Annotated in this window: 19 protein-coding genes and 1 tRNA gene; 10 read left to right on the plus strand and 10 right to left on the minus strand. The window is 67.6% G+C overall.

All coding sequences use genetic code 11. The annotated features are described in order from the left end of the window. Positions 1-199: 199 nt before the first annotated feature. Positions 200-282, minus strand: a tRNA-Leu gene (locus tag DEQ67_RS08340). Positions 283-388: 106 nt separating this feature from the next. Here DEQ67_RS08340 and DEQ67_RS08345 point away from each other — a divergent pair. Then, entirely contained in the window at positions 389-697 is a 309-nt protein-coding gene (locus DEQ67_RS08345) for a cyclin (RefSeq protein WP_004041554.1), read from the plus strand. 11 nt (positions 698-708) lie between these two features. On the opposite strand, the gene DEQ67_RS08350 is transcribed toward DEQ67_RS08345, so the two are convergent. The 6 genes from DEQ67_RS08350 to DEQ67_RS08375 all read right to left on the minus strand — a co-directional run bounded on the left by DEQ67_RS08350 (position 709) and on the right by DEQ67_RS08375 (position 4823). Beyond that, complete coding sequence (locus DEQ67_RS08350; RefSeq protein ID WP_115891227.1) at positions 709-915, minus strand: hypothetical protein; 207 nt, start codon at positions 913-915, stop codon at positions 709-711. Positions 916-944: 29 nt separating this feature from the next. Further along, positions 945-1445: a phosphopantetheine adenylyltransferase gene (locus tag DEQ67_RS08355; RefSeq protein ID WP_004041556.1), complete on the minus strand. Its 501-nt coding sequence runs from the start codon at positions 1443-1445 to the stop codon at positions 945-947. A gap of 117 nt (positions 1446-1562) precedes the next feature. Continuing rightward, positions 1563-2027 (minus strand): winged helix-turn-helix domain-containing protein, encoded by a 465-nt coding sequence (locus DEQ67_RS08360; protein WP_004041557.1) that lies wholly within the window; start codon positions 2025-2027, stop codon positions 1563-1565. A gap of 67 nt (positions 2028-2094) precedes the next feature. Further along, positions 2095-3171 (minus strand): glutamate--cysteine ligase, encoded by a 1077-nt coding sequence (locus DEQ67_RS08365; RefSeq protein WP_115859770.1) that lies wholly within the window; start codon positions 3169-3171, stop codon positions 2095-2097. A 168-nt stretch (positions 3172-3339) separates the two neighbouring features. Beyond that, on the minus strand, positions 3340-3984 hold the full coding sequence (locus DEQ67_RS08370) for a fibrillarin-like rRNA/tRNA 2'-O-methyltransferase (protein ID WP_115859768.1): 645 nt from the start codon (positions 3982-3984) through the stop codon (positions 3340-3342). Beyond that, complete coding sequence (locus DEQ67_RS08375; protein ID WP_115859766.1) at positions 3981-4823, minus strand: NOP5/NOP56 family protein; 843 nt, start codon at positions 4821-4823, stop codon at positions 3981-3983. Before DEQ67_RS08375 ends, DEQ67_RS08370 begins: the two co-directional genes overlap by 4 nt. Positions 4824-4934: 111 nt before the next feature. Between DEQ67_RS08375 and DEQ67_RS08380 the strand changes: the two genes are divergently transcribed. The 8 genes from DEQ67_RS08380 (at position 4935) to DEQ67_RS08415 (ending at position 9339) form a co-directional block, all read left to right on the plus strand. Beyond that, positions 4935-5069: a rubrerythrin-like domain-containing protein gene (locus tag DEQ67_RS08380; protein ID WP_115802679.1), complete on the plus strand. Its 135-nt coding sequence runs from the start codon at positions 4935-4937 to the stop codon at positions 5067-5069. Beyond that, the gene (locus tag DEQ67_RS08385) at positions 5066-5488 is read left to right on the plus strand and encodes a hypothetical protein (RefSeq protein ID WP_004063157.1); all 423 of its coding nucleotides are present in this window, start codon (positions 5066-5068) and stop codon (positions 5486-5488) included. The genes DEQ67_RS08380 and DEQ67_RS08385 overlap by 4 nt, the downstream gene beginning before the upstream one ends. Positions 5489-5526: 38 nt before the next feature. Beyond that, positions 5527-5898 carry a hypothetical protein gene (locus tag DEQ67_RS08390; protein WP_004041562.1) on the plus strand — a complete coding sequence of 124 codons (372 nt, stop codon included), beginning with the start codon at positions 5527-5529 and terminating at the stop codon, positions 5896-5898. Between the two features lie 120 nt (positions 5899-6018). Then, positions 6019-6645 carry a DUF6517 family protein gene (locus DEQ67_RS08395; protein ID WP_004041563.1) on the plus strand — a complete coding sequence of 209 codons (627 nt, stop codon included), beginning with the start codon at positions 6019-6021 and terminating at the stop codon, positions 6643-6645. Between the two features lie 60 nt (positions 6646-6705). Then, positions 6706-6861, plus strand: a complete 156-nt coding sequence (locus tag DEQ67_RS08400) for a hypothetical protein (RefSeq protein WP_004041564.1) — start codon at positions 6706-6708, stop codon at positions 6859-6861. After that, complete coding sequence (gene corA, locus DEQ67_RS08405) at positions 6858-7841, plus strand: magnesium/cobalt transporter CorA (RefSeq protein WP_006600226.1); 984 nt, start codon at positions 6858-6860, stop codon at positions 7839-7841. The genes DEQ67_RS08400 and corA overlap by 4 nt, the downstream gene beginning before the upstream one ends. A 221-nt stretch (positions 7842-8062) precedes the next feature. Continuing rightward, positions 8063-9061, plus strand: a complete 999-nt coding sequence (locus DEQ67_RS08410) for a transcription initiation factor IIB (RefSeq protein ID WP_004041566.1) — start codon at positions 8063-8065, stop codon at positions 9059-9061. Positions 9062-9159: 98 nt separating this feature from the next. Further along, positions 9160-9339: a hypothetical protein gene (locus DEQ67_RS08415; protein ID WP_004041567.1), complete on the plus strand. Its 180-nt coding sequence runs from the start codon at positions 9160-9162 to the stop codon at positions 9337-9339. 56 nt (positions 9340-9395) lie between these two features. On the opposite strand, the gene DEQ67_RS08420 is transcribed toward DEQ67_RS08415, so the two are convergent. Then, the gene (locus DEQ67_RS08420) at positions 9396-9803 is read right to left on the minus strand and encodes a translation initiation factor IF-2 subunit beta (RefSeq protein ID WP_004063154.1); all 408 of its coding nucleotides are present in this window, start codon (positions 9801-9803) and stop codon (positions 9396-9398) included. 268 nt (positions 9804-10071) lie between these two features. On the opposite strand from DEQ67_RS08420, the gene DEQ67_RS08425 reads away from it, so the two are divergent. Then, positions 10072-10308: a UPF0058 family protein gene (locus tag DEQ67_RS08425; RefSeq protein WP_004041569.1), complete on the plus strand. Its 237-nt coding sequence runs from the start codon at positions 10072-10074 to the stop codon at positions 10306-10308. Positions 10309-10489: 181 nt separating this feature from the next. On the opposite strand, the gene DEQ67_RS08430 is transcribed toward DEQ67_RS08425, so the two are convergent. Together DEQ67_RS08430 and DEQ67_RS08435 are read right to left on the minus strand one after the other, a co-directional pair. Beyond that, on the minus strand, positions 10490-10930 hold the full coding sequence (locus DEQ67_RS08430; protein ID WP_006600225.1) for a DUF555 domain-containing protein: 441 nt from the start codon (positions 10928-10930) through the stop codon (positions 10490-10492). Positions 10931-10991: 61 nt separating this feature from the next. Beyond that, entirely contained in the window at positions 10992-11906 is a 915-nt protein-coding gene (locus DEQ67_RS08435; RefSeq protein WP_004041571.1) for a DNA-3-methyladenine glycosylase family protein, read from the minus strand. Positions 11907-12021: the final 115 nt, after the last annotated feature.

The raw sequence follows: 12021 nt of genomic DNA on the forward strand, positions 1-12021 counted from the left end.
ACTATTTCCGACTCGAACTCGTCGTTTACATGGCACTCGGGTGGATATTCCTCGCTGTCACGTTCGCAGCCACGGAAGACGGATAGCACTGTCCAGTACGCGAAACGCGCGGGACAGGGTTCGAACCGGGCCGAGACTCGCGGTGCTCGTCTCGTAGGGTTCGAACCTGTCTGCTCCCTCGCTCACTTCGTTCGCTCAGTGCGCGGGACAGGGTTCGAACCTGCGAAGGTCTACACCACAGCGTCCTAAGCGCTGCGCCTTTGGCCACTTGGCTACCCGCGCGCAATCGGGCGACGCCCGCCCTTCGACCGCACATTTCCCGCAACGATATATAAACGTCACGAGCGCCCGCCGCGGGGATTATGCTCCCGCGGCCGCAACGACGACCATGTACAGCGCCCGAGACCAGCGAGACAACCGGGAGTGGCTGGCCCGCATCGACGCCGCCGCCGACGGCCTCGAACTCGGCAGCGAGGCCCGCTCGTACGCCTCGGACATGTTTCTCACCCAGTTGCCCGACGAGGAGCGCTCCAAACAGGCCGTCGCCGCCGCCAGCCTCTACGCCGGCGCGCTCATCGCCGGCGAGGAGCGCTCCCAGACCGCCGTCGCCGAGTCGATGGACGTGTCGCGGCTCAGCATCCAACAGCGCTGGAAGGACCTCCTCCGGGAGGCCGGCTTCCGACCGCCGAGCTGGTAGTTTGGAGGCGCTCACTCCGAGGAGCGCGCGGGAGCCATCCGACGAGTCAGGACCGCGTAGGTCACCGCGGTGGCGACGACGCCGGCGGCGACGCCGGCCGGAATACCGACGAAAAGCGAGAAGAATATCCACCGCGAGGCTACCTCGGTGACGGCGATGCCGACGACGAGCGCGGCGACGACGCCGACGGCGAAACTGGCGAAACGCGCGTGTCGCATGGGGGAGCGTACGACCGTGACAGTGAAAACTATTCGTCGCTCGGGGGCGTCCGACCGCGGCCCTCGCGGTCGGGCGTGAGGTTGCCGTGGCGGTCGATTTCGCCGGAGACGATGCGCGTCGAGGAGATGCGCTCGCCGTCCTCGGCGGGGACGTGTTCGACGACCTCGATACGGAGGGGTTTGAGGCCCTTTTCTTCGCGAATCTCGTTGACGCGCTCGCCGCCACCCCGCGTCTCGGGCGAGACGATGAGCACGTCGAAGCCTTCCTCGGTCGCGATGCCGGTCGGTTTGTCGAGTTCGCGGACCTCGAACTCGCGGTCGTACTCCTCGGCGAGCGGTCGGAGTTCGGCTTCGAGGTCGGCCTTGCGGTCGTCGAAGGGCCGGACGTAGCGGTCGACGTGTCGCGTCTTCGGCGCGAGTTCGTCGCTCGTGAGTCCGACCGTGACAGCACCCAATTCGAACGCCCGCTCGAACAGCGCGAGATGTCCATCGTGGACAGGGTCGAACGTCCCGCCCAACGCGACGTGCATACTCTCGGGGTGGGTACGGCGCGACTTAAGCGGGTCGGGTTAGCCTAACGGCCCAACGCCCGCGGCCAGCGGGGGCTCCGAGGGTGCGCGAATCGTCGCAGCAGTCGGGACGCCGCGCTACTCCTCGCGGACCGTAATCGTGACCGGTTCGGTCTCGTCGGAGCGGTCGGTGCCGAGGTGTCGGTCGAGGTTGAACACGGCGTTCAACTGCGCCTGCACCTGTCCGGAGACGCCCTTCACGAGGTCGCTCGGCGCGATGGCGACGTACTCGTAGGGGTTGTTGCCCGCCCCGGAACTCTTCCGCTTGCGGCGCTCGACCGTCTCGTCGTCCGCGAGCTCGGCCAGCGCCTCCCGAACCGTACTGGGGTAGAGGCCGGTCCCCTCGGCGACTTCCTCGCTCGTCGAATGTGGGTGCTGTCGGAGGTGGACGTAGATTCGCGCGCGGGTCTCGGTATCGAGAATCCACGCGAGCAGGTCCACCAACCCGTCGTCGAACTCGGAGACGGCGCAGTCGGCCGCGCCGCCCGAGTCGTCTTCGTCCGTCGACTCCGCGCTCCCCTCTGTGCTCTGGTCCGCAGACATTTGTGCTACGGCAAAGGTCAAAACTGGGGCGCTAAAAAATGTTTCCTGTCGCGCGTCGGCGTGCGACTCAGTCCAGCGTCAGGTGTTCGCACAGGCCGTCGAGCCCGGATTCCTCGTGAATCCGCCGCTGGACGGCGGTTCCGGATTCGGCGTCGAGAAGCGACCGGAGGCCGTCGACGCCGAGGCGGTCGGACTCGGTTTCGACGAACGAGTCGAGGCTCACCACGCCCTCGGAGTCGGGGGCGATGAAGTCCGTGTCCCGGCCGTAGCGGGTCGCGCGCCACTTGTTCTCGTCGAGGAGTTCTCGGCGGACCGACGTTCCCGACTCGCCGGCCTCGTAGCGGTCGGCGAGGTCCAACACGAGCGCGTGGACGTACTCGACGAAGTCGGTGACGCGTTCGGGGTCGGTCTGGGCGTCGGGGGTGCGGATTTCGACCGTCCCGTGGCCGGTGTGGGGGCGCACGTCGTACCAGAGTTCGCCCCGGTCGTCTATCGAGCCGTACTCGACCATCCGGCGCTCGAAGCGTTGGAACTCCTCGAAGTCGTCGAAGGCGGTCGGCATGCCGGTGTTCGGGAGGTTCTCGAACACCTTGGCGCGGGCGGAGGCGAGACCGGTGTCGAAGCCGTTCCAGAAGGGAGAGTTCGCAGAGAGCGCGAGGAGCGGCGCGAGATACCAGCGGAGTTCGTTGGCGACCCAGACGGCCTTGTCCGCGTCGTCGACGCCGACGTGGACGTGGAGGCCGGCGGTCGTGTTCCGGTGTTGCGGGTACTGAATCCGGTCGAGTTGCGCCTGATACCGGGGTTTGGTCGCGTGGTCGAGTTCGCGCCACTTGGCGGCGGGGTGGAGCCCGGCCGCGGCGATGCGGTAGCCGTGGGCCGCGGCGTGGTCGACGAGCGCCTCGCGGACCGTCTCGACGGCCGCGCCGGCCTCGTCGGGGTCCTCGATGAGCGGCGTCTGCGTCTCGATAGTGAACTGGAACAGCTCGTGGTCGAGCCGTCCGGCGAGCGGTTCGGGAGGTTCCGGTCCGTAGACTAAGTCGTCGATACCCGAGGTGGGGCGGCCGTCGGCATCGACGATGTAGAATTCCTCTTCGACGCCGAGCGTCCCCATTCGGTCGAAGGCATCCGCCGACCCTAGTTCCATCGCAACGGCGTAAGTTGCGCCGAATTAAAAACACCGTGGGAGCCGGCGAACGCGTCGCACGACCGCCGCCGGTCGAATCCGACGACGTGACAGCGACCGAATGGTTCCGCGGACGCCCAACACCGGCGGCGACCCCCGTGATTCGGGGAGCCAGCCGGCGGCGGCGACCTACTTCGGCCGGGCGACGATACCGAGGTGGTCCGCGTGGAAGCGGTCGAGGCGGGCGGTTTCGAGGAGTTCGTACGCCGAGTCGAGTTCAGCGACCACGTCGTCGAATACGTCGTCCGGCTCCGCAGTCACGTCCTCGCTGCGCGCCTTGACGGCCATCAGGAGTCGGCCGTCGTCCGCGAGGAACTGTCGGTTGCGGACGGCGACGGTCGCCTGCCCGCGGGTCGCCACGTCCATGACGAGGCAATCGATGCCGGCTTCGACGACGTGCGCGTAGGAGTCGGGGTCGCGCGCGTCCTTCAGAAGCGGAAAGAGGTTGTCGCGGTCCTCGGCGACGCCGACGAGGTCGCGGACGGGTCGCGGCGCGAACTCCACGGCGTAGGTCGGCCCGGCGAAGTCGGCGACGTGCGAGACGGTCGTCCCCGAGGCGGCCCCGAGGTAGAGCACCGACTCGCCGCCGACGAGGCCCGTGTCCATGCCGAGTTCGAGCATCGCGCCGAGCTTCGAACGTCCGGCGTCCCACGCGCGCCAGCCGTCGGAATCGACGGGTTCGCCGTAGACCGGTTCGCCCCGCGTCGAGAGGCGCTCGCGGCCGCCGAACGTCCGGCGTTCGACGCCGTCGGGGAGGCCACTGTCGTCGCTCATTCGTCGCCCCCCTCGTCGGCGCGGGCGCGAATCGTCTCCATCCGGTCGGTGAGTTCGGCGTGCAGGTCCGGCCGGTAGTCGCCCGAGTAGTGGTCGACGCGGGCGGCGATAGCGAGTTTCCCGGCGAGCGCGCGGGCGGCGGACCCGCGGTCTTCCGGGCGCGTCCCGCGGACGTACTCGTGGGTGAAGATAACGCCGTGTTTGGGCGACGTGGCGCGGCCCTTCAGGTGGGCGAACAGGGCGTCTTCGGCTCCGAGCACTTGGACCGTCCCGCTCGGTTTCTTGGCGAGGGGTTCGAGGCCGCCCGCCAGCGCGATGAGCCGCGCCGCGAGGACCGGCCCGGCCATCTCGGCGAGGTTCGGCGCGGTCGTGGGCGCGCGCTCCTCGATGAACGCTCGGAGGTCGTCGCGCTCGTCGAGCAGGTCCACCGCGCGGGTGGCGTAGGAGACGACGCGCTCTTCGGCGGCGGTCTTCGGCTCGCGGGCGGCGATGTCGCGGACGCCGTCGAGGCCGCGCGGAACCTCCTCGTAGAGCGTGCCGGCCCACTCGACGACCCGCTCGGCGAGTTCGTTCGCGGTCCGTTCGGCGTCGTCCATCGCGCGCACGGCGTGGGCGAGCTGCACGTCGTCGGCGCGCTCGCGCTCCGCGACGGCCTCGCTGGCGGCGGCGAGCGTCGCCGAGCGGAGTTTGGCGTAGTAATCGCTTTCGTCGGCGGCGAACCCGGCGTCGACGGCCTCGGCCGGCCAGTCGGCGGGGGCGGAGGCGCTACCCGTTCGGACTCGCGTCGCCCCGGGTTCGGGGTCGTCGGGGTCCGCGCCGGCGAACCATGCGTCTGTCATACTGGCGGATTGCGCCCCGTTCGGGTAAAAGGGCACGGACCCGCGGGCGCGGGCCGCCGTCCGGTCGTTCTGTGGTAAGTTTTAACACACCATGTCTCGTACGAATGCTCGATGGAACGCGCTTCGTACGTCTGTCGTGAGTGTCAAACGACCGTGAGCGCCGCGTCGTACCGTTCGACCTGCCCCGAGTGCAGCGGCGAACTGCGGCCCACGTCGATGACGAGTCGCCGGCGCGCCGGAGATTGAACGGCGCGCGCGGGTCGTCCGACCCGACCGCCGTCCGCTCGCTCGCAGTCACGACCGACGACCTCGTGACCGCCTTGGAGGCGAACCGCAGAGGCGACGACCCCGTCGTCCTCCGCGTCACGCCGCCGTTCTACGGGCGGATGCGGGCGCGCATTCACCGCACCGGCGGCGAGGCCTCGGACTACGCCGACCCCGAGCCGATACACCTCCAGCCGCGGGTCTTCGTCGCTGACGACGCCCCCGCGTTCCCCGAACCCGACGAGACGCGACCGGACCCGTACGAGGTCGAAGCGCACCACGAGCGCCACACGGAGGCGGTTCGAGCGTGGCGCTCGGCGGTCCGCGACCACCTCCGCGAGGCGGTCGCGCTCCCGACAGACGACGGCCCGCACGAGGTCGAGGTCAAATACCTCGGCTGAGCGAACCACTTTTTCCCCGCGGGGGACACCGTAGCGACATGAGCACCGACGAGTACCGCCGCGGGACGGCGGTCGAGCGCGAGCGACAGCGGAAACAGCGCCCGGCGCGCGGCCGCTACCGTGGGGTGCTGCCGGTCATCTACGCCATCGGCTTCGTCATGTTCACCGTCGTCTCGCTGTACATCGGGCCGGAACCGGCGTTCGCGGTCTACCTCGTCACCCACGTCTTCTACGCGGGGCTGATTCGCGCCGATATCAGGTCGCTCCGCGGACAGGGCATCGACTGGGGCGCGTCCCGACATCTCTGGTTCGGCGCGGCGTTCGCGCTCCCGTTCGTCGCGCCCGCCTACTACGTCCACAGCGGCCGCGTGATTCGCCGCGAGAACGAGTCGCGGGACCTCGACGGCTGAGGCGAAACCCGCAGCGTTCGACGCGGGCCGCACCACGCCGAAGACCGACCCGTCCGGCCACCGAACTTATGCCGGGTGCGGGGAAATGGCGGGGCAATGAGTTCCAGACGCGTAGTCGCGGTGCTCGCGCTCGCCGCACTCGTGCTCACGAGCGGTTGTATCGGCTTTCTGACCGGCGAGGAGACGCTGACGTTCGAATCCGAGCCGGCCACGGCGGACGCGACCGTCGCCGGGAACGCCGGCTACGAGACGAACGGGACCGAGACGTTCGCGGTGAACCGCACGCTCTCGTTCGGCGGACAGGAGCGTCAAATCGCCGCCAGCAACCACATCACGACGTACGAGAAGACGCTTGACCTCGGCTTCTTCGGCGAGGCCAAACTCGGTTCGTTCAGCGTCATCTCGACGCCCGCGGTCGAGGTCGCCGGCCAGCCGCGGAGCCCCATCGGCGACTACTCGAACGACGACCTCATCCGCCTCGTCGACAACCGGTATCAGGGCCTCAGCGACGTCGACCAAGTCAGTTCGCGGAACGTCCAGATGCTCGGACAGACCGCCAACGTCACGAAGTACAGCGCCACCGCGCGGTTCGGCGGGGACGAAGTCGACGTGTACGTCCACGTGACGAAGGTCCAGCACAACGAGGACTTCGTCGTCGCAATCGGGCTGTACCCCCAACAGCTCGACGGCGAGGAGGAGAACGTCTTGGAACTGATTCGCTCGGTCGAACACCCGTCCGAAGCGTAGGTCGCTCTGGCGAGTCGCCTCGGGGGAGCCTTTTTCTCGTCGCCGCGGGTCGGTGGTTCCATGACTCGCGTACGGACCGCAGGTATCGCGGTGACGGCGCTCGGCGTCGTCGGCTACGGCGTCGGGACCCTCGCCGCCTATCCGGGGCGGGCGTTCTCGGTGACGGCCGTCATGGTCGGCATCACGCTCTGGGCCATCGGGGGTGACGTGCGGTGATTTCGGCGCTCGTCTACCGCGACGACGGCGCGTCGGCCTACGAGGAGACCGCGCTGGACGCGGCGCGCGACGCCGACGGGACGACGTGGGTTCGCGCGACGACCGGCGAGGAGTTCGACCGCGTCGCCGAGGCGTTCGGCATCCACTCGCTTTCGGTCGAGGACGTGCGGAACGACGCCCGACCGAAGACCGAGGAGTACGACGAGTACACGTTCGTCCTCGTCCGAATGGCGACGCTCCGCGCCGGCGAGCAGGTGTTCGAAGAGGAGGTCCAGACCAGACCCGTGGGGCTCTGCTTCGGTGACGACTGGCTCGTGACGCTGACGCGCCGGGAGTTGGAACCGATAAACTACGTCTGGAACGCCATCGAGCGCGAAGAGCCGCGGATGCTCCGGTTCGGGCCGGACTACGTGGGCTATCGCGTCATCGACCGCATCGTCGACGAGTACTTCGGGCTGTTGGACGAGGTCGGCGGGGAAATCGAGCTCATCGAGGACAGCATCTTCGAGGGGCCCGACCCGGAGGTGCTCGAAGGGCTGAACGCGGTCCGGCGCGACCTGCTGTCGTTCCGAAAGACGGTGTGGCCGACGCGCGAGGCCGTCGGGGTGCTCGCCCGCGGCGACCCCGACTACGTCCGCGAGGCGACGGAGAAGTACTACCGCGACGTGTACGACCACCTCGTCGAGTTGGTCGACCTGACGGAGACGTACCGCGACCTCGCGCGCGGCGCGCGAGATATCTATCTCAACACCCTCTCGCAGTCGACGAACGAGGTGATGAAGACGCTCACCGTCGTGGCGACCATCATCCTCCCGCTCACGCTCGTCGTCGGCATCTACGGCATGAACTTCGACCCCGGCGCGTCGGCGTTCAACATGCCCGAACTCGGCTGGGCCTACGGCTACCCGGCGACGATGCTCGGGATGGCGCTCGTCTCCGTGGTCCTCCTCGTCTACTTCCGCCGGGAACACTGGCTCTGAGCGACGAAAGAGCTATACTATCCCATTAATCGCGCGGAACCCCGATTCCCGTCGGCGAGGTGACGACAAAGCGCCCACATCGTGCGATTCACCCACACAGGAGTGGCGAAAACTTTATAAGGCTTTCGAACTTACTGTTGGTAAGGCCAGTCCAAGCCGGATTATTCTTTCGTCTTCTGAGGTCTTCCCGGCCGAGACGTATCCGCGCCTTCCACCCCACCATGAGCGACACGATAACCACCCGAACGTACAGTGCCGACGCAAAGAGCAGGGACGTCCGTCCCCGCGAGTCAGAGCGAGACGAAACGCAGCAGGACGAAACGCAGGTCTGCCCCGAGTGCAGCGGCCACCTCGTCACCGACGAGGAACACGGCGAGACCATCTGCGAAGACTGCGGCCTCGTCGTCGAGGACACCGTGGTCGACCGCGGCCCCGAGTGGCGCGCGTTCGACTCCGCCGAGCGCGACAGCAAGTCCCGCGTCGGCGCGCCCACGACGAAGATGATGCACGACAAGGGGCTGTCGACCAACATCGGCTGGCAGAACAAAGACGCCTACGGCAAGTCCCTCTCGCCGCGGCAGCGCGAGCAGATGCAGCGGCTCCGCACGTGGAACGAGCGGTTCCGTACCCGCGACTCCAAGGAGCGCAACCTCAAGCAGGCGCTCGGTGAAATCGACCGCATGGCCTCGGCGCTCGGCCTCCCCGAGAACGTCCGCGAGACCGCCTCGGTCATCTACCGCCGCGCGCTCAACGACGACCTGCTCCCGGGCCGTTCCATCGAGGGCGTCGCCACCTCGGCGCTGTACGCGTCGGCCCGGATGGCCGGAACTCCCCGGTCGCTCGACGAGCTGGAGAAGGTCTCGCGCGTCGATAAGATGGAGCTCACCCGGACGTACCGCTACATCGTCCGCGAGCTGAAGCTCGAAATCAAGCCCGCCGACCCCGAGCAGTACGTCCCGCGGTTCGCCAGCGAACTCGGTCTCTCCGACGAGGCCGAGCGACAGGCCCGCCAGCTCCTCCGCGACGCGAAGGAGACCGGCATCCACTCGGGCAAGTCGCCGGTCGGCCTCGCCGCCGCCGCCGTCTACGCCGCCGCCCTCCTCACCAACGAGAAGGTAACCCAAAGCGAGGTCTCGACGGTCGCGGACATCTCCGAGGTCACCATCCGCAACCGGTACAAGGAGCTGCTCGAAGTCCAAGACGGCACCCTGCTCGCGTAAGCCATCGGTGGGCGCGCGGCGCATCGTGAGCCGTGCTTTTTCTCGGCCGTGCTATCACGCAACAACATTTATCCGCGCTCCCGGAGCATATACCGGGTATGGTTGAAGCGTTCGTCCGCCTGTTGTGCCCCGAGTGTGGAAAGGACTGGGAGACGAATCCGACCGAACTCCCCGCTCACCGCGACAACTACTCGTGTCAGAGCTGTGGCGCGACGCGGCGCACGGCCGAGTTCATGCGGACGGAGCGCGACCTCCAGACGCTCAAGCAGTTCGAGTAGCGAGAGAACAGAGCGCCCGTCTCTCGGACGGGGCTGTCCCCGCCGGACGTTCGTTTTTACAGATCGGGAATCGCTGAGAGCGCGCCGCACGCGTCGCACTTCAGCACGTCGGCACCCCGCTGAGTGGTGAGCTTCGTGTCGGGAGACCCGCACTCGCTGCACAGCACGAACGACTCGACGTACTCGTCGAGCGCGTCGGCGATGCGGCGCTGGCGGAACTCGCCGGTGAAGCGCGCGCGGCCGCGGTCGTCGATTTGGGCGCTCGTGCCCAACTCCGTCTGGAAGAACTTCAGGACGTGCGTCGCCTCGCGGGCGAGTCGGTCGTGGGTCGCCGCGAAGTTCTCGTAGACCGTGACGTTCCCCTCCTGGCGGACCGTCGGCTCCGGGACGCTGAAGCGGTCGTCGCCTTCCGCGACATCCGGGGACGCCGAGAGCGCGCGGTCCAGTTGGTCGTCGTAGTCCATGCGCGACAGTACGCGCGCGGCGGCGTAAAATTCTCACGACCCCCCGACGCGCGCGACCGACGCTCGGCGCGCGGGCTACATAGCTATATAAACCACTCGTGATATTCGGCCGTCGTTCACTAGCGACGGGGCGAAACAACAAACCAATTGAAAACGGTCGAACACGAAATTTCCGCTGAGACCCCCATAATCGGCGGTTTAAGGGAGTCGGATGCTAACGTGACTCAAGATAATACTATATCCCTCCGGTCTCAAGCCGTGGTTGCTCATGAAGAAGCAGGAACTCATCCACCTGCACGGTCTGCTCGCAGAAGTCCACACCCAGATTGAGGCCTGGGAGGACGAGGAAATCAGTCTCGTCGAGTACAACGAACTCGGCGTACGACCGACATCCATCCACAAGTCCAAGACGGACCACAAAGCAGCCGTGTTTAAACTGGCGAAAGGAATCACCGGAGCGATGCGCGAGGCCGAACCAGAGCCGCTCGCACCGCAAGCCGACTGAACCGAGAAAAGAAACGCGTTCTCCTCTACGACCCTACATCCGAGAGCGACCGCGCCGTGCTCTCCCGCGCGACGACGCTCCCGAGCGACCGCCGTGCCGAGAGTGAGTGAGTTCCGCACGCGAGCAGAAACTGTGAACGGGGCTGCGGCGTCGCCGCAGCGACGACGATAGAACCGACGCCTCAGCGGCCGTCGACGAGGTCGTCGAAGTCGACGAGCGTTTCGTCGGGGTCAGACGCGCCGGTTTCGGTTCGGGTGCCGCCCTCGCCATCGGTCTCGACCGACTCGTCGTCGACGCGGTCGACGGACAGCACTTTCAGCGGGATGTTTTCGAGGCGTTGGCCGATTTCCTTGCGCGCGATGCGCGAGGCGTGTTCCTCCTGTTCGACGTTGAAGACGGTCATCTCCAGTTCGAGGGCGACGAGCGCCTCGTCCGCGGCGATAAAGGCGGGGGGAAGCTCCTCGCCGCCGGGCGAGGTGCGCGCGCCCATGCTAATCTCGACGTACTTCAGGTCGGGATTGAGCATCTCGCCGGTCTTCGAGATGGCGATACGAATCGCCTCGTCGACGGTCTCCACGTCGTACACCGGGACCGCGGCCTCGACGACGACTCTGCAGTCCATGGGTACGAGGAGGTTGTGTGCCGAAGGCTATCAACCTTCTTGCCAGTCCGTCTCGTGGCGCTCACTCCCCGCCTGAGCGAAGGTAGTGAAACACGTACGTCTGGGTGTAGCCGGCGTAGCGACCGCCGAGGCGCTCGCGGATGGCCCGCGAGGTGTCGGCGTAGTTCCCCCGGTCGCAGTCGGGGTAATGTTCCTCGATGGCCGACCGAATCCACGTGTCGAGCGGGACGGCTTCGAGGTAGTCGAGCGAGAACAACAGGACGCAGTCCGCGACCTTGTCACCGACGCCGACGAACGTCGTCAGGAACTCGCGGGCGTCCTCGTAGTCGCGGCCGCGGGCCTCGGCGGGCGTCGCCTCGCCCGTGGCGACCATCTCGGCCGTCCGCCGGACGTACGGCGCGCGGTAGCCGAGGCTGAGGTCGCGCAGTTCGTCTTCGGTGGCTTCGGCCAGTCGCTCGGGGGTCGGGTACGCGAAGTACGTCTCGCCGTCGAACTCGACGCGCTCGCCGTAGGTCTCTCTGAGCCGCGACTGCATCCCGAAGATGCGGGAGACGCGCATCTGCGCCGAGCAGATGAACGAGACGAGACAGCCGAACGGCGGGTCGCGGACGAGTCGCATCCCCGGGTACGCCTCGTAGGCCCGCCGGACCAGCGGTTCGTCGGGCATCTCCGAGACGATGGCGTCGAGGTCGTCGTCGAGGCGGAGCAAGTGGGTGAGAAGCGGGACGGCGTCGACGTTGGACTCCCACTCCAGCGCGCCGTCGGTCTGGCGGACCCTGACGACGGCGGACTCGTCGGAGACGCCGTCGAGCGGCGGGACGACCGTCTGGTACCACGCGTCGCCGCCGTGGGCCGCGTCGCGCTCGTACATCCGGCCGTCGGGGCGGTCCCAGAGGTACGACTGGCCGCTTTCCAGCGTCGATTGGAGGTCGAACGCTCCGTCGAGGCTCCCGAGGTCGATGACACCCGTCTCCATATCGCTTCGACGTTGGGCGCGGGGGATTTGCGGGTTTCGATGCCGGCGGGCGAGGCGGGGTGGCGACGAGGCGGGGTGGCGACGAGCGAGGCGCGCCGCGTCGCGCCACGTCGAA

It is taken from the genome of Haloferax sp. Atlit-48N (genome assembly GCF_003383015.2).
Lineage (GTDB): Archaea > Halobacteriota > Halobacteria > Halobacteriales > Haloferacaceae > Haloferax > Haloferax volcanii.

Bases quoted from the DNA above. Each gene is read 5' to 3' on its own strand.
- DEQ67_RS08375 (WP_115859766.1), bottom strand. From the start codon at position 4,823: ATGACAGACGCATGGTTCGCCGGCGCGGACCCCGACGACCCCGAACCC.
- DEQ67_RS08430 (WP_006600225.1), bottom strand. From the start codon at position 10,930: ATGGACTGCAGAGTCGTCGTCGAGGCCGCGGTCCCGGTGTACGACGTG.
- DEQ67_RS08390 (WP_004041562.1), top strand. From the start codon at position 5,527: ATGAGCACCGACGAGTACCGCCGCGGGACGGCGGTCGAGCGCGAGCGA.
- DEQ67_RS08370 (WP_115859768.1), bottom strand. From the start codon at position 3,984: ATGAGCGACGACAGTGGCCTCCCCGACGGCGTCGAACGCCGGACGTTC.
- DEQ67_RS08345 (WP_004041554.1), top strand. From the start codon at position 389: ATGTACAGCGCCCGAGACCAGCGAGACAACCGGGAGTGGCTGGCCCGC.
- DEQ67_RS08350 (WP_115891227.1), bottom strand. From the start codon at position 915: ATGCGACACGCGCGTTTCGCCAGTTTCGCCGTCGGCGTCGTCGCCGCG.
- DEQ67_RS08380 (WP_115802679.1), top strand. From the start codon at position 4,935: ATGGAACGCGCTTCGTACGTCTGTCGTGAGTGTCAAACGACCGTGAGC.
- DEQ67_RS08435 (WP_004041571.1), bottom strand. From the start codon at position 11,906: ATGGAGACGGGTGTCATCGACCTCGGGAGCCTCGACGGAGCGTTCGAC.
- DEQ67_RS08400 (WP_004041564.1), top strand. From the start codon at position 6,706: ATGACTCGCGTACGGACCGCAGGTATCGCGGTGACGGCGCTCGGCGTC.
- DEQ67_RS08360 (WP_004041557.1), bottom strand. From the start codon at position 2,027: ATGTCTGCGGACCAGAGCACAGAGGGGAGCGCGGAGTCGACGGACGAA.
- DEQ67_RS08420 (WP_004063154.1), bottom strand. From the start codon at position 9,803: ATGGACTACGACGACCAACTGGACCGCGCGCTCTCGGCGTCCCCGGAT.
- DEQ67_RS08365 (WP_115859770.1), bottom strand. From the start codon at position 3,171: ATGGAACTAGGGTCGGCGGATGCCTTCGACCGAATGGGGACGCTCGGC.
- DEQ67_RS08410 (WP_004041566.1), top strand. From the start codon at position 8,063: ATGAGCGACACGATAACCACCCGAACGTACAGTGCCGACGCAAAGAGC.
- DEQ67_RS08355 (WP_004041556.1), bottom strand. From the start codon at position 1,445: ATGCACGTCGCGTTGGGCGGGACGTTCGACCCTGTCCACGATGGACAT.
- DEQ67_RS08415 (WP_004041567.1), top strand. From the start codon at position 9,160: ATGGTTGAAGCGTTCGTCCGCCTGTTGTGCCCCGAGTGTGGAAAGGAC.
- DEQ67_RS08425 (WP_004041569.1), top strand. From the start codon at position 10,072: ATGAAGAAGCAGGAACTCATCCACCTGCACGGTCTGCTCGCAGAAGTC.